Annotated in this window: 14 protein-coding genes; 8 read left to right on the top strand and 6 right to left on the bottom strand. The window is 63.5% G+C overall.

The window, feature by feature from the left end; translation table 11 throughout:
- Nucleotides 1–14: 14 nt before the first annotated feature.
- The gene (locus ACF8Q6_RS02110) at nucleotides 15–572 is read left to right on the top strand and encodes an NAD(P)H nitroreductase (protein ID WP_003254557.1); all 558 of its coding nucleotides are present in this window, start codon (nucleotides 15–17) and stop codon (nucleotides 570–572) included.
- Between the two features lie 130 nt (nucleotides 573–702).
- Here ACF8Q6_RS02110 and ACF8Q6_RS02105 read toward each other — a convergent pair whose 3' ends face one another.
- The 5 genes from ACF8Q6_RS02105 to ACF8Q6_RS02085 all read right to left on the bottom strand — a co-directional run bounded on the left by ACF8Q6_RS02105 (nucleotide 703) and on the right by ACF8Q6_RS02085 (nucleotide 4,583).
- On the bottom strand, nucleotides 703–2,043 hold the full coding sequence (locus ACF8Q6_RS02105; protein WP_239607175.1) for a HAMP domain-containing sensor histidine kinase: 1,341 nt from the start codon (nucleotides 2,041–2,043) through the stop codon (nucleotides 703–705).
- 58 nt (nucleotides 2,044–2,101) lie between these two features.
- Entirely contained in the window at nucleotides 2,102–2,518 is a 417-nt protein-coding gene (locus ACF8Q6_RS02100; RefSeq protein ID WP_392493762.1) for a Spy/CpxP family protein refolding chaperone, read from the bottom strand.
- A gap of 160 nt (nucleotides 2,519–2,678) precedes the next feature.
- The gene (locus ACF8Q6_RS02095) at nucleotides 2,679–3,356 is read right to left on the bottom strand and encodes a response regulator transcription factor (protein WP_003254551.1); all 678 of its coding nucleotides are present in this window, start codon (nucleotides 3,354–3,356) and stop codon (nucleotides 2,679–2,681) included.
- Between the two features lie 332 nt (nucleotides 3,357–3,688).
- Nucleotides 3,689–3,988: a YciI family protein gene (locus ACF8Q6_RS02090; RefSeq protein ID WP_012273585.1), complete on the bottom strand. Its 300-nt coding sequence runs from the start codon at nucleotides 3,986–3,988 to the stop codon at nucleotides 3,689–3,691.
- A 1-nt stretch (nucleotide 3,989) separates the two neighbouring features.
- Entirely contained in the window at nucleotides 3,990–4,583 is a 594-nt protein-coding gene (locus tag ACF8Q6_RS02085; protein WP_010955188.1) for a septation protein A, read from the bottom strand.
- 67 nt (nucleotides 4,584–4,650) lie between these two features.
- Between ACF8Q6_RS02085 and ACF8Q6_RS02080 the strand changes: the two genes are divergently transcribed.
- The 6 genes from ACF8Q6_RS02080 to ACF8Q6_RS02055 all read left to right on the top strand — a co-directional run bounded on the left by ACF8Q6_RS02080 (nucleotide 4,651) and on the right by ACF8Q6_RS02055 (nucleotide 11,071).
- Entirely contained in the window at nucleotides 4,651–5,511 is an 861-nt protein-coding gene (locus ACF8Q6_RS02080; protein ID WP_392489439.1) for a PHP domain-containing protein, read from the top strand.
- 13 nt (nucleotides 5,512–5,524) lie between these two features.
- The gene (locus ACF8Q6_RS02075) at nucleotides 5,525–6,154 is read left to right on the top strand and encodes an L-threonylcarbamoyladenylate synthase (protein WP_014590089.1); all 630 of its coding nucleotides are present in this window, start codon (nucleotides 5,525–5,527) and stop codon (nucleotides 6,152–6,154) included.
- Nucleotides 6,155–6,264: 110 nt separating this feature from the next.
- Nucleotides 6,265–7,005, top strand: a complete 741-nt coding sequence (locus ACF8Q6_RS02070) for a segregation and condensation protein A (RefSeq protein WP_392489440.1) — start codon at nucleotides 6,265–6,267, stop codon at nucleotides 7,003–7,005.
- Nucleotides 6,992–7,759: an SMC-Scp complex subunit ScpB gene (gene scpB, locus ACF8Q6_RS02065; RefSeq protein ID WP_392489438.1), complete on the top strand. Its 768-nt coding sequence runs from the start codon at nucleotides 6,992–6,994 to the stop codon at nucleotides 7,757–7,759. Before ACF8Q6_RS02070 ends, scpB begins: the two co-directional genes overlap by 14 nt.
- 187 nt (nucleotides 7,760–7,946) lie before the next feature.
- Nucleotides 7,947–9,014, top strand: coding sequence for a 23S rRNA pseudouridine(2605) synthase RluB (gene rluB, locus ACF8Q6_RS02060; RefSeq protein ID WP_003254539.1), 1,068 nt, complete (start codon nucleotides 7,947–7,949; stop codon nucleotides 9,012–9,014).
- Between the two features lie 638 nt (nucleotides 9,015–9,652).
- Nucleotides 9,653–11,071, top strand: a complete 1,419-nt coding sequence (locus ACF8Q6_RS02055; protein WP_003254538.1) for an amino acid permease — start codon at nucleotides 9,653–9,655, stop codon at nucleotides 11,069–11,071.
- Nucleotides 11,072–11,209: 138 nt separating this feature from the next.
- On the opposite strand, the gene ACF8Q6_RS02050 is transcribed toward ACF8Q6_RS02055, so the two are convergent.
- The gene (locus tag ACF8Q6_RS02050; RefSeq protein WP_003254537.1) at nucleotides 11,210–12,094 is read right to left on the bottom strand and encodes a LysR substrate-binding domain-containing protein; all 885 of its coding nucleotides are present in this window, start codon (nucleotides 12,092–12,094) and stop codon (nucleotides 11,210–11,212) included.
- Between the two features lie 152 nt (nucleotides 12,095–12,246).
- On the opposite strand from ACF8Q6_RS02050, the gene ACF8Q6_RS02045 reads away from it, so the two are divergent.
- Nucleotides 12,247–15,267, top strand: a complete 3,021-nt coding sequence (locus ACF8Q6_RS02045) for an FAD-binding and (Fe-S)-binding domain-containing protein (RefSeq protein WP_392489437.1) — start codon at nucleotides 12,247–12,249, stop codon at nucleotides 15,265–15,267.
- Nucleotides 15,268–15,293: the final 26 nt, after the last annotated feature.

Raw genomic sequence — 15,293 nt, 5'->3', positions numbered from 1 at the left:
CAGGAGGGTAGCCGATGGAGGCTCTCGACGCATTGCTCAACCGTGTTTCCGTGCCACGCCTGACCGACCCGGCGCCCAATGCCGCCCAGCGCGAGGCGCTGTTCCAGGCTGCCCTGCGCGCCCCGGACCACGGCCAGCTGCGGCCGTGGCGTTTTCTTACCATCGAAGGCCAGGGCCGCGAGAAGTTGGGTGAGCTGTTCGCCGAAGCCGTGCAGCACAAGGGCGATGCCAGCCAGGCTGCACTGGACAAGGCCCGTGCGATGCCGCTGCGGGCGCCGTTGCTGATCGTGGTGGTGGCCAGGTTGCAGGACCACTTCAAGGTGCCCAAGTCCGAGCAGCGCCTGGCGGCGGGCTGTGCGGCGCACGGTATTCTGATTGCTGCGCACGCGCAGGGGATCGGCGCGGTGTGGCGTACCGGTGACATGGCCTTCGATGCCCATGTGCACAAGGGGTTGGGGTTGGCCGAGAACGAGGAGCTGATCGGCTACCTGTACGTCGGCACGCCGCTGACCGAGCCGCGGACAGCGCCGGTACTGGAAACGGCTGATTTCGTCAGTGGCTGGGGTGAGTAACCTGGCCTTGGGCTGATTCAGGTATCAAAGCTTCCGGCCTCTTCGCGGGTGAAGCCGCCCCTACAACGGCATCCACATCCCCTGTAGGAGCGGGTTTACCCGCGAAGAGGCCAGGTGCCTTTACACCCCATTAACTGCCTGTCGCTTCAGCCAGGGGCAACTCCAGCCTGGCCACAAACCCACCCTGTGGATGATTCTCCAGCACCAGGCTACCGCCATGGCGCTCCGCGGCCTTGCGCGCAATCGCCAGGCCCAGGCCATGCCCCGGTGCTTCTTGCCCCGGCGCGCGGAAGAACGGCTCACCCAGTTGCGCCAGGTGCTCCGCTGCCGCCCCAGGCCCATGGTCACGCACGCTGATTACGATGCGGTCCTGCTCGCGTGCGGCGCTGACCTCGACCGGCTGGCCCGCCGGGTTGAAGCGCAGGGCATTGCGCAGCAGGTTGTCCACGGCACGCTCGATCAGCGTTGGCCAACCCTGCAAGCTCAACCCCGGCTGCGCCTCCAGGCGCACGTCCTGCTCCGGCGCGCTCAGCAGGGCGTCCTTGCGTACGCTGCCGAGCAAGGCATTGATGTCGACGGGTTCGGCATGAGCCTGTTCGGCATCCACTCGGGCCAGGGCGAGGATTTCGCTGATCAGGTCTTCCAGGCGGTCGCACTCGCGGGTCAGGCGTGGCCACAGCGCTTGCCGCTGCTCAGGCTCGGCGCGCTCGGCCAGGGCCAGGGCGATACGCAGCCTGGCCAGCGGCGAGCGCAGTTCGTGGGACACATCGCGTAGCAGCTGGCGCTGGCTGCCAATGGTGCTTTGCAGGCGCGCGCCCATCTTATTGAAGTCCTTGGCCAGCACGCCAAACTCGTCGCGCCGCGCTGCCAGCCGTGCCAGGCTGTTCTGCTGATAGGTGGTCTGGCCCAGATCGTGTACGGCGCTGCGCAGACGGCTTAACGGGCGGGTGATGGACAGCGTCACCAGCAGGCTGAACAGGGTCAGCACGACCAAGGCAATGCCCAGGGCGCTGAGTGGCCACAGCAGGCTTTCACGGTGCCAGGCATCCAGCGCCGGGTGGGGGATGCGGTAGATCAGCAAGTAGGTTTCGCCGGTGTCGGGGCTGGTGTATTCCTCGGTCAGCCGGCGCCATGGCAAGCGCCGCTGGTCATTGTGCTGGCGCGCTTCGAAGGCTGCCGCACGGCGAGGGAAGGTACCGGGCACCACGGCCTCACCGCTATCGTCGAGCACCTGCACGTCGATCTTGTAGCGGTCCTTGCGTCGTTCCAGAAAGTGCTGGGCCGCCTCCAGGCCTTCCTGCTCATAGTGCTTGGTCCACTTGCTGGCCAGGGTGTTCAGGCCCGGGTGGCGGCTGAGGATCCAGGCGTCCTGGTTGAGCATGTGCCCCAGCAGGATCGACAGGCCTGCGACCAGGGTGATGGCCAGCCAGAAACTGGCCAGGATGCGCCAGAACAGTGAACGCAAGTGCACCTCCTAAACGGGAAAAGCCCGGCCCGCAGTGATGCGGGCCGGGCACGGGGCGGACAGCTTACTGGGCCTTGGCGCCTTTTTCAGCTTTCCAGGCCTGGAACTCCTGCCACTCGGCTTTCTTGGCGGCGCGTTCTTTTTGCAGTTCATCGAACTTCTTCTGCTGGTCAGCCGTGAGCAACTTGCGCACTGCGCTGTCGGTCTTGTCGCGGTTGGCTTGCAGTTCATCCTTCATGGCTTTCTGGTCGGCGGCCGGCAGCTTGGACAGGTAGCGTTGGGTAATGTCGCGGCGCTGCTGCATTTGCTCGCCCATCAGCTTGCCGATCTGCTGGCGCTGATCGCGACTCAGGTCCAGTTGGTGGAAAGGCGCATCACCGCGATGATGCGGGCCGTCGTGGCGCGGGCCGCCGTCAGGCATGGCCAAGGCTACGGTCGGCAAAGCGGCAGCGAACATCAGGGCGATAAGGGTCTTGCGCATGGTGTCTCTCCTTTCATAGGCCGGTGATTACCGGATGAGCACAGTCTAGGGAGATCACCGTCAAGCGCAGTCAGGGGATGGTAAAGGCAAAGTAAAGATGATTGGCCCGTGCAGGCCCCGCCTTGTGCCGCCAATGGGGCGCGCAGCGGCCCCGGCGTTTTTACAGGCAGTAGTAGTAGCCACGGCTACGCAACGCCACAATGCGTGGCCGGCCATCGGCGTGGGGGCCGATCTTCTTGCGCAGGTTGCTGACATGCATGTCCAGGCTGCGGTCGTACAGGGTCAGCTTGCGGCCCAGGCCGATCTGCGCCAGTTCCTGTTTGTCCAGCGGTTCGCCGGGCTGACGCAGCAGCGCTTCAAGAATACGGCTTTCGGACAGGGTCAGGGTCATTTCCCGGCCATCGATGCTGGCCACGCCCCGCGCAGGGCTGTAGACCAGGTCACCCAGCTCCATCTGGCTGGTTGTGGCGGTGGGGTGGCTGCGGCGCAGTACTGCGCGCAGTCGGGCGGTGAGCTCACGCGGGTCGCAGGGTTTGGCCAGGTAGTCGTCGGCGCCCAGTTCCAGGCCGAGAATCCGGTCCAGCGGCTCGCCGCGGGCTGAAAGCATCAGCACCGGCAGCTCGGCATGCTCGCTGCGCAGCTGCTTGAGAAGCTCCAGGCCACTGCCGTCGGGCAACATCACATCCAGTACCACGGCAGCAGGGGCATGCTCAGCCAGGGCCAGGCGTGCGCTCTGCCCATCGTGGCAGGCACGCACGGAAAACCCTTCCTGGGTCAGCCAGCTGCCGAGCAGCTCGCACAGTTCCTGGTCATCATCAATCAGTAACAGCTCGCTCATGACTCACTCAATTCAACCATTGACGGCGGTGATTCGGTCCGCCAGTGGCAAAGATACCGCAGACTGATGGCCTGAGTATAACTGCTGGTACCGCGTGGCCCTCTTCGCGGGTAAACCCGCTCCTACAGCGGGCTGTGCCCGACCACCGACGTCTGTCCACCACCAAATCTGTGTAGGAGCGGGTTTACCCGCGAATACGGTAGCGGCGGCAACGGTGAACGGCGGGTGGAGATTGGCCGGCAGGCCCGGCCTCTTCGCGGGTGAACCCGCTCCTACGGGCGATGGCACAGATCCGAAGGTTTGTGTAGCGAAGAAGGCCGTGCCGTCTCAGGTCAAGGCAGTACTTGCTTGAACGGCTTGACCACAACCTTGTCGTACACGCCGGCTGCGATGTACGGGTCGGCATCGGCCCAGGCCTGCGCGGCTGCCAGCGACTCGAATTCGGCAACGATCAGGCTACCGCTGAAACCCGCTTCGCCCGGGTCGTTGCTGTCGATGGCCGGGTGCGGGCCGGCCAACACCACGCGGCCTTCGGCCTTGAGCTGCTGCAGGCGTTCGATGTGCGCCGGGCGGGCAGCCAGGCGCTTTTCCAGGGAGTTTGCGACGTCGCTGGCGATAATGGCGTAAAGCATGTCAATCCTTGGGTTTGGAGGTAGAAGGGTCATCGTGCAGGTGGCGCGACAGGTACACGCCTTGCGCCACTAGGAAGATCACGGTCATGCCCAGGCTGCCGAACACCTTGAAGTCCACCCAGAAGTCCTGGAAGGTGAAGGCGACGAACAGGTTGGCCGCGCCGCAGAACAGGAAGAAAGCGATCCAGGCCAGGTTCAGGCGCGTCCAGATGGCATCAGGCAGGGTCAGGGCGTGGCCCATGATGCGCTTGATCAGCACCCGATCGCCGATGAAGTGGCTGCCGGCAAAACCCAGGGCGAACAGCCAGTTCACGACAGGAGCCTTCCACTTGAGGAAGGTTTCGCTGTGAAAGGTCAGGGTCAGGCCACCGAACACCAGGCAGGCGATCAGTGTCAGCCACTGGCCCTTTTCCAGCTTGCGCTGGCGCAGGAACAGTGCGCCGTACACGACCAGCGAGCTGATGATCAGCATGGCCGTGGCGCTGTAGATGCCGCCAAATTCGAAGTGATGGCCGGCGACTTCCATGGGGCGCGGGTCGAGCTTGTAGACGATGAAAAACAGCAGCAGCGGGATGAAATCGATGAATTGTTTCACAATGGCAGCCAGAATCGGGATGTGACGGCATAATAACAAACATCGATTCCAGCGAAAGCGCTCCTCCATGAATGTTGATCTGCACTGTCACAGCACGGCCTCCGACGGCGCCCTGTCGCCTTCGGTACTGGTTGCCCGGGCCCATGAACACGGGGTGCAAGCGCTGGCGCTGACCGACCATGACACCCTCGAAGGCCTGCCCGAAGCGCGCCAGGCCTGCGTTGACCTGGGTATGCGCTGGGTCAGCGGGGTGGAGCTGTCCTGCACGTGGGGCGGCGCGACCATCCATGTGCTGGGTTATGACTTCCCACTCGACGCACCGCCATTGCTGGCGGCGATTCAAGCGTTGCACCACGGCCGCTGGCTGCGTGCCGAAGAAATCGACAAACGGCTGGCGGCCAAGGGCATGCCCGGTACGCTTGAAGGCGCGCGCGCCGTGCAGCACGAGCTGGGTGACAGCGGCAATGCCCCGGCGCGGCCGCATTTTGCCGAGTATCTGGTGCGGGCCGGGCACGTCAAGGACCGTGGTGAAGCGTTTCGCAAGTGGCTGGGCGCCGGCAAGCTGGGCGACGTCAAGCAGCATTGGCCGACGCTCGACGAAACCGTTGCCACGCTGAGGCAGTCCAACGCCTGGGTGAGCCTGGCGCATCCCATGCACTACGACCTGACCCGCAGCAAGCGCAGGCGGCTGATTGCCGACTATATTCAGGCAGGAGGGCAGGCGCTTGAAGTGGTCAACGGGATGATGCCTGCCGAGCAAGTGGGCACCATGTCCATTCTTGCCCGTGAGTTCGGCCTGCTGGCAAGCGCTGGCAGTGACTTCCACGGCCCCGGCACCTGGGGCGAGATCGGTGCCTATCGGCCTTTGCCCGAGGATCTGCCACCTTTGTGGCGTCGATTCAGCCATGAACAGCCTTTGGCGCTATGAACAGGACGATTACGTGAGCCAATTTTTCCAGATTCATCCGGAGAACCCACAAGCGCGCCTGATAAAACAGGCCGTCGAGATCATCCGCAAGGGGGGCGTGGTGGTGTATCCGACGGATTCGGCCTATGCGCTGGGTTGCCAGATAGGCGACAAGTCGGCAATCGAGCGGGTGCGGCGCCTGCGCGGGCTGGACAAGACGCACAACTTCACCCTGATGTGCTGCGACATGTCGCAATTGGGGTTGTACGCCAAGGTCGACACCGGCACCTTCCGCTTGCTGAAGGCGCATGTGCCGGGGCCTTACACCTTCATCCTCAACGGCACGCGTGAAGTGCCGCGTCTGCTGTTGCACGATAAGCGTCGCACCATCGGGCTGCGTGTACCGGATCACGCCATCACCCTGGCCTTGCTGGCCGAGTTGGGCGAGCCACTGATGAGCGTCAGCCTGATCCTGCCGGGCGACAGCGAGCCGATGACCGACCCTTACGAGATCCGTGAACGGCTGGAGCACCATGTCGATCTGGTGATCGATGGCGGGTTCGGCGACCTCAAGGCGTCGACCATCATCGACCTGTCCGGCGACGAGCCGGAACTGATCCGCGAAGGTTGTGGCGACCCCACGCCGTTCCTGGTCAACGCGTGAGCCAGCTGGAAGCGCCTGAGGCGCCGGCCGAACGGGTCGAGGCGCCTAGGCAACTGCAGTTGGCGCTGGTCTATGGCGAAGCCCTGACCGAGCTGCCGCTGGACCTGTACATCCCGCCGGACGCCCTTGAAGTCATCCTCGAAGCGTTCGAAGGCCCGCTGGACCTGTTGCTGTACCTGATCCGCAAGCAGAATATCGACATCCTCGACATTCCTGTGGCCGAGATCACCCGGCAGTACATGGGCTATGTGGAGCTGATGAAAAGCGTGCGCCTTGAACTGGCTGCCGAATACCTGGTGATGGCTGCCATGCTTGCCGAGATCAAGTCACGCATGCTGCTGCCGCGTGCCGCCGACGTCGAGGAGGAGGAGGGTGACCCTCGCGCCGAGCTGATCCGCCGCCTGCAGGAGTACGAGCGCTTCAAGGCCGCCGCCGAGGGCATCGACGAATTGCCACGGGTCGGGCGCGAGGTGGTGGTGCCGCGCCTGGAAGCGCCGCAGGCCAAGGTGCGCAAGCTGTTGCCTCAGGTCAGCCTGGAAGAGCTGCTGATGTCCATGGCCGAGGTGATGCGCCGCAACGACCTGTTCGAAAGCCATCAGATCACCCGTGAGACCTTGTCCACCCGCGAGCGCATGAGCCAGGTGCTGGAGCGTCTCAAGGGCGGTGCCTTTGTGCCGTTCATCGCGTTGTTTGCTGCCGAGGAGGGCAAGCTGGGCGTGGTGGTGACCTTCATGGCCGTTCTCGAACTGGTGAAGGAATCGCTGATCGAACTTGTGCAGAATGAACCTTTCGCCGCCATTCACGTGCGGCTTCGCCCGGCGCCAGCTGAAGAACCCAATGAACCTGAATGAACCCCGCGACCTGGCGTCGCTGATCGAAGCCTTCTTGCTCGCTTCGGGCAAGCCGCAATCCCTTGAGCGCCTGTACGAGCTGTTCGAGGAGGCCGAGCGCCCCGAGCCCAAGGTGTTCAGGCAGGCCCTGGAGGTGCTGGGCAAGTCGTGCAATGGGCGTGCCTTCGAGCTCAAGGAGGTGGGCAGCGGCTATCGCCTGCAGATTCGCGAGGATTATGCCCCGTGGGTCGGGCGCCTGTGGGAAGAGCGCCCGCAGCGCTATTCGCGAGCGCTGCTTGAGACACTGGCCCTGATTGCCTACCGCCAGCCGATCACCCGTGGTGAAATCGAGGACGTGCGCGGCGTTGCGGTGAACAGCAATATCATCAAGACCATGATGGAGCGCGAGTGGATTCGCGTGGTCGGCTACCGCGAAGTGCCCGGGCGGCCGGCGATGTTCGCCACCACCAAGGCGTTTCTCGATCATTTCAACCTCAAGAGCCTTGAGGACCTGCCGGCCTTGGCCGAGCTGCGCGAAATGGAACCAGCGCCGCAACTTGACCCGGATGATGCGCCGGTGCCTGCGCACCTGCAGGCGTTGGCGGATGCCAGCCTTGGGGAAGAGGAGGTTGGTGAACCGAGAGAGGAGACCAGTTTCCGTAGCCTGTTGGTGGAGCTGGATGCCATGGAAGACGGTTTGAAAACCGATTTTGATGATTTGCGGGGAGAAGAGCCTGAGCCTTCGGTGGAGGAAGAGAACAAGGCGCAGCCCTGATTGATCTGCTGCCTGTGCTGCCCGCGAAGCGGCCAGCACAAAGCCCATTGGGCAGAAAATCATGCCCAGCCCCACAAAACCCTCTACCCTCCAGTGCGTTCCCCTGATGAACCGCGTATGATGCGCGGCCTTTTGGCGCGTTCGTCGCCAGAAACCTGTTTTCATTCCTACACCGGGAGGTGCCCAGATGAGTGAGCAAGACCTGAAAGAAACCGAAATCACCCCTCCATCCGGCGAAAAGCTGCAGAAAGTGCTGGCGCGCATTGGCGTGGGCTCGCGGCGTGATGTCGAGGCCTGGATCAGCCAGGGGCGCATCAAGGTCAACGGCGTCGAGGCCACCCTTGGCCAGCGCGTAGACCTGCACGACGCCATCGCCGTGGACGGCAAGCTGATCAAGCGCGAGGAGGCCGCCGAGGCCACCCGCCGGGTGATCATGTACAACAAGCCCGACGGCGAAATCTGCACCCGTGACGACCCGGAAGGGCGCCCGACCGTGTTCGACCGTTTGCCACGGCCAAAAGAAGGCCGCTGGATCAACATCGGCCGCCTCGACATCAACACCACTGGCTTGCTGCTGTTCACCACCGACGGTGAGCTGGCCAACCGCCTGATGCACCCGTCCTACGAGATGGACCGTGAGTACGCGGTACGTGTGCGTGGTGAAGTCGACGACGAGATGATCGAGCGCCTGAAAGCCGGCGTAATGCTGGAAGACGGCCCGGCCAAGTTCACCGATATCCAGAAGGCACCGGGTGGCGAAGGCTTCAACCACTGGTACCACTGCGTGGTGATGGAAGGTCGTAACCGTGAGGTGCGTCGCCTGTGGGAATCCCAGGGCATGGTGGTCAGCCGCCTGAAGCGTGTGCGTTTCGGCCCGGTGTTCCTCAATTCGGACCTGCCGATGGGCCGCTGGCGCGAAATGACCCAGGGCGAAATCGACATCCTCGCCGCCGAAGTGGGCTTGCAGCCGGTCGCGCTGCCAGCCATGAAGCTCAAGGCCAAGGACAAGATGGAGCGCCTGCAGCGCAAGTCGACCCGCCCGCTGGGCCGTGGCGAGCGCGTGCGCAACCTGCGCCCGGCCCACGAAGGTGCCGCTACTGGCGAACGCCCTGCGCGTCAGCCGCGTGAAGAAGCGCCGCGTAAACCCACCCGTGGCAGCACGGTGGCTGAGCGCCCGAGCGAGATGCGCAAGCGTCCGGGCAAACCTGATGGCGACAAGCCGGCAGGCCGTGGTCGCGGCAAGCCGCGTGGCTGATAAGCCAGTGTGGTCATCAAGGAACCAGCCTTCGGGCTGGTTTTTTTATGCCTGCGGGAATGTGGACCAAACCCAAGATATTGAACAAAAAGAATTTTTCGGACGACTGGCAAGTTCTTGAACCGCCTTGTAAAGAAATCTGTACGAATGTGGCCGTTTTCAGTCCGCATTTCAGATCAAGCCCGATCGTGTAAACAAACCTTGCCGGCGCCCCTGTCCCAAAGCCGTCGCCATGGCGCCAGCCACCCTTGCCCAAACCCCCGTCCCCACGGTGTTATAGCCGCCATTGCCTTGTGCAGGAGCCCGTCCAAAGAGCCGGGCTGACAAAACAACAAATGGAGGCGCCATGTACGCCGATCACTTCGCCTTTGAAGGCCTGAACCACAGGAACGCTGCGTTTTTTCCCGAGGAAACGATGCAACGCGTTGACGCCTGCGCGTTTGCAGGGGTATACAGTGCGCCGCGTTTTACCTGTGACCCTCTTGCGTACCGCGCACTCTTGATCACGCCTGGTTGACCTGCTCCGGCGGCACCTGAGGTCAAGAAACCCAAGGTAACCACCTTGCCCATTCCGCTGCGCCACGAGCGCGGTGGGTCCGATTCCGTCACAGATAAAAACAATGCAGGTGACTTCGTTCATGAGTGGACAAAACATGCATTCAGGCGAGCTAAAGCGGGGCCTGAAGAACCGCCATATCCAGTTGATCGCCCTCGGCGGTGCGATTGGTACCGGCCTGTTCCTCGGCTCGGCTGGCGTGATGAAATCCGCCGGCCCGTCGATGATTCTTGGCTACGCCATCTGCGGCTTCATCGCCTTCATGATCATGCGCCAGCTGGGTGAAATGATCGTCGAAGAGCCGGTGGCCGGCTCGTTCAGTCATTTCGCCCACACCTACTGGGGCGGTTTCGCCGGCTTCCTGTCGGGCTGGAACTGCTGGGTGCTGTATATCCTGGTGGGTATGTCGGAGCTTTCGGCGGTCGGCAAGTATGTTCACTACTGGTGGCCGGAGATCCCCACCTGGGTCACGGCGGCAGCCTTCTTCGTGCTGATCAACGCCATCAACCTGATGAACGTGAAGTTCTTCGGTGAAGCCGAATTCTGGTTCGCCATCATCAAAGTGGTCGCCATCGTCAGCATGATCGGCCTGGGTGCCTACCTGCTGACCAGCGGCAGCGGCGGCCCTGAAGCCACCGTGGCCAACCTGTGGTCACATGGCGGTTTCTTCCCCAACGGCGTCAGCGGGCTGGTAATGGCCTTGGCTTTCATCATGTTTTCCTTTGGTGGCCTGGAAATGCTCGGTTTCACCGCCGCCGAGGCCGACAAGCCAAAGACCGTGATCCCCAAAGCGATCAACCAGGTCATCTACCGCATCCTGATCTTCTATGTCGGTGCCCTGGTGGTGCTGCTGTCGCTGACCCCGTGGGACAACCTGGTCGCCAGCATCGACGCCTCGGGAGGCAGCTACGGCAGCAGCCCGTTCGTGCAAGTGTTCTCGCTGCTGGGCAGTGACGTGGCTGCCAATCTGCTGAACTTCGTGGTGCTGACTGCGGCGCTGTCGGTGTACAACAGTGGCACCTACTGCAACGCCCGCATGCTGTTGGGTATGGCCGAGCAGGGCGATGCCCCGGCGTCGCTGGCCAAGGTCGACAAGCGGGGCGTGCCAGTGCGTTCGATCCTGGTGTCGGCTGCCGTGACCTTCGTCGCCGTGCTGCTGAACTACCTGATGCCGCAAAACGCGCTGGAGCTGCTGATGTCGCTGGTCGTGGCCACCCTGGTGATCAACTGGGCGATGATCAGCTACTCGCACCTGAAGTTCCGTCAGCACCTCGACCGTACCGGCCAGAAGCCGCTGTTCAAGGCGCTGTGGTACCCGTACGGCAACTATGTGGTGCTGGCTTTCGTGGTGCTGATTCTGGGCATCATGCTGATGATCCCGGGCATCCAGGTGTCGGTGTATGCGATCCCGGTGTGGCTGCTTGCGATGTTGGCGGTGTACATGGTCAAGTCGCGTCGCCAGGTGAATGCGGGCGGTGCTGTTGAGACTGTGGCCAAGTAAGGCGCCATAAGCGGTATGCGAAAACCCGGAGTCAGGTGGCTGGCTTCGGGTTTTTTGTTGCCTGTGCGGGCCTCTTCGCGGGTGAACCCGCTCCTACAGGTACAGCGTTGCCCTCAGGTCAGGTGATCCCGCCAACAATCAGATCTGCTCCAGCAACCACCCCCTGAATGCCCGCAGCGACGGCAGCGCCTCATTCCTCGGCGGGTAGATCAGGTAATAACTACGCTGGCTGGCAAACGCCACTCCCGGGCTGTACAGCTCGCCCTTGGCCAGTTCCTCCTCCACCAATATGCGCGGCACCAGCCCGATCCCGATCCCGGCACGTACCGCCTGGATCAGGTGCGAGGTCAGCTCGAAACTCGGTCCCAGCCGCATCGCCCGATGCGGCAAGCCATGATGGGAAAACCACTCGCCCCACGCATGCGGGTTGTTGGCCACATTCAGCAGCACCTCTTCACTGATCCGCGCCGGGCTCCAGCCTTGGCTGCCGACGCCGGCCTCCGGCGGCAAGATCACCACCAGCTCCTCGGCATGCAGGCGATGGCAGACAAGCCCCGGCAAGTCGTGGCTGGCCACGCCGATGGCGGCATCGATTTCGCTGGTGTCGAAGTTGATGGTTTCAATGCGTGAATGAATGTGCACCAGCATGCCTGGGTGAGCGCTGTAGAACGCATGCAGCCTCGGCAACAGCCATTTCGAGCCGAAGGTTGGCAGGGTAGCCAGGCGCAAGGTGCCTACCCCCGACTGATAGGCCAGTGCCTGCAAGGTGGCGCTGCGGATGCGCCCCAGTGCCTCGCTCAGCTCGCGCTGGTACAGGCGGCCGACATCGGTCAGCTGCACCTGGCGCCCTTCGCGGCGGAACAGGGTCAGGCCCAACTGCTGCTCCAGGGCTTGCACCTGGCGGCTGACCGCGCTTTGGGTCAGCGACAGTTCGGCGGCGGCGCGGGTGTAGCTTTCATGCCGGGCGGCGGCCTCGAAAGCCAGCAGCAGTGACATGGATGGGGTCAGGTGGCGGTAATTCATTCATAAAAGTCATTGATAGCGGCAGGATTATCCGTTTGCCCCTGACGCGAAACTACAGGAACATTGGCCTATACGTCATCCCTGCATGCTTCAACCCATGCCGGGGCGACAAGGATCCCGTGATTTAGCCAATATCAAGAGGCCATCCTTCGATGATCGCCCAGCTGTCCACCGTTGCACCGAGCGCCAATTACCCCGAATTCCTCGAAGCCCTGCGCAACAGCGGCTTCCGCGGCCAGATCAGTGCCGACTACGCAACCCGCACGGTACTGGCCACCGACAACTCGATCTACCAGCGCTTGCCGCAGGCGGCGGTGTTCCCGCTGGATGCCGACGATGTGGCGCGGGTCGCCACGCTAATGGGTGAACCGCGCTTCCAGCAGGTCAAGCTGACCCCCCGCGGTGGTGGCACCGGCACCAACGGCCAGTCGCTGACCGACGGTATCGTCGTCGACCTGTCGCGGCACATGAACAACATTCTTGAAATCAACGTGCAAGAGCGCTGGGTGCGGGTACAGGCCGGCACGGTCAAGGACCAGCTCAATGCTGCGCTCAAGCCGCACGGGCTGTTCTTCGCCCCTGAGCTGTCCACCTCCAACCGCGCCACGGTCGGCGGCATGATCAACACGGATGCCAGTGGCCAGGGCAGTTGCACCTACGGCAAAACCCGCGACCACGTGCTGGAGCTGCACAGTGTGCTGCTCGGTGGCGAACGCCTGCACAGCCTGCCGATCGACGATGCTGCGCTGGAGCAGGCCTGCGCCGCGCCGGGCCGGGTCGGCGAGGTGTACCGCATGGCCCGGGAAATTCAGGAAACCCAGGCCGAACTGATTGAAACCACCTTTCCCAAGCTCAACCGTTGCCTGACCGGCTACGACCTGGCGCACCTGCGCGACGAGCAGGGTCGCTTCAACCTCAACAGCGTGCTGTGCGGCGCCGAGGGCTCGCTGGGCTACGTGGTCGAAGCCAAGCTCAACGTGCTGCCGATTCCCAAATATGCGGTGCTGGTCAACGTACGCTACACCAGCTTCATGGATGCGCTGCGTGATGCCAACGCGCTGATGGCGCACAAGCCGCTGTCGATCGAGACCGTCGACTCCAAGGTGCTGATGCTGGCGATGAAAGACATCGTCTGGCACAGCGTGGCCGAGTACTTCCCGGCGGACCCCGAGCGTCCCACGCTGGGCATCAACCTGGTGGAGTTCTGCGGCGACGAACCGGCCGAGGTCAACGCCAAGGTGCAGGCATTCATCCAGCACCTGCAAAGCGACACCAGCGTCGAGCGCCTGGGCCACACCTTGGCCGAAGGCGCCGAGGCAGTCAGCCGCGTCTATACCATGCGCAAGCGTTCGGTGGGCCTGCTGGGCAACGTCGAAGGCGAAGTGCGCCCGCAGCCGTTCGTGGAGGACACCGCAGTACCGCCAGAGCAGTTGGCCGACTACATCGCCGACTTCCGCGCACTGCTCGACGGCTACGGCCTGGCCTACGGCATGTTTGGCCACGTCGATGCCGGCGTGCTGCATGTGCGCCCGGCACTGGACATGAAGGACCCGGCGCAGGCTGCGCTGGTGAAGCCGATTTCCGACGCCGTTGCCGCGCTGACCAAGCGTTATGGCGGCCTGCTGTGGGGTGAGCACGGCAAGGGCCTGCGCTCGGAATACGTGCCTGAGTACTTCGGCGAGCTGTACCCGGCGTTGCAGCGCCTGAAGGGCGCCTTTGACCCGCACAACCAGCTCAACCCGGGCAAGATCTGCACGCCACTGGGCAGCGCCGAGGGCCTTACCCCGGTCGATGGCGTGACCCTGCGCGGCGACCTTGACCGTACCATTGACGAGCGCGTATGGCAGGACTTCCCCAGCGCCGTGCACTGCAACGGCAATGGCGCCTGTTACAACTATGACCCCAACGACGCCATGTGCCCGTCGTGGAAGGCTACCCGCGAACGCCAGCATTCGCCCAAGGGCCGCGCCTCGCTGATGCGCGAGTGGCTGCGCCTGCAGGGCGAGGCGAATATCGATGTGCTGGCTGCGGCGCGCAACAAGGTGTCGTGGCTCAAGGGCCTGCCGGCGCGTCTGCGCAACAACCGCGCGCGCAACCAGGGCCAGGAGGACTTCTCCCATGAAGTGTATGACGCCATGGCCGGCTGCCTGGCGTGCAAGTCGTGCGCCGGGCAGTGCCCGATCAAGGTCAATGTGCCGGACTTCCGCTCGCGCTTCCTCGAGCTGTACCACGGTCGCTACCAGCGCCCGCTGCGTGACTACCTGATCGGCTCGCTCGAGTTCACCATCCCCTACCTGGCGCACGCACCGGGGCTGTACAACGCGGTGATGGGTTCGAAGTGGGTGAGCCAACTGCTGGCCGACAAGGTGGGCATGGTCGACAGCCCGCTGATCAGCCGCTTCAACTTCCAGGCTACCCTGACCCGTTGCCGCGTTGGCATGGCCACGGTGCCGGCCCTGCGCGAGCTGACCCCGGCCCAGCGCGAGCGCAGCATCGTGCTGGTGCAGGACGCCTTCACCCGCTACTTCGAAACACCGCTGCTGTCGGCCTTCATCGACCTTGCCCACCGCCTGGGTCACCGGGTATTCCTGGCGCCGTACAGCGCCAACGGCAAGCCGTTGCACGTACAGGGTTTCCTTGGCGCGTTTGCCAAGGCAGCGATCCGCAACGCCACGCAGCTCAAGGCCCTGGCCGATTGCGGTGTGCCGCTGGTGGGGCTGGACCCGGCGATGACGCTGGTGTATCGCCAGGAGTACCAGAAGGTGCCAGGCCTGGAGGGTTGTCCGCAGGTGCTGCTGCCGCAGGAATGGTTGATGGATGTACTGCCCGAGCAGGCGCCTACCGCACCGGGCAGCTTCCGCCTGATGGCGCACTGCACCGAGAAGACCAACGTGCCGGCCAGCACCCGGCAGTGGGAGCAGGTGTTCGCCCGTCTGGGGCTGAAGCTGGTGACCGAGGCCACGGGTTGCTGCGGTATGTCCGGTACCTATGGGCACGAAGCCCGCAACCAGGAAACCTCGCGGGCCATATTCGAGCAGAGCTGGGCGACCAAGCTGGACAAGGAAGGGGAGCCGCTGGCGACCGGTTACTCGTGCCGTAGCCAGGTCAAGCGCATGACCGAGCGGAAGATGCGTCACCCGCTTGAGGTGGTGTTGCAGTACGCTCAGCGCTAAGTTTGAGGCCTTTTGGGGCTGCTTTG

Origin of the sequence: Pseudomonas sp. GLN_2 (assembly GCF_043106005.1) — a bacterium.
Classification (GTDB): domain Bacteria; phylum Pseudomonadota; class Gammaproteobacteria; order Pseudomonadales; family Pseudomonadaceae; genus Aquipseudomonas; species Aquipseudomonas alloputida.
This window is presented reverse-complemented; position numbering and strand designations above follow the sequence as displayed.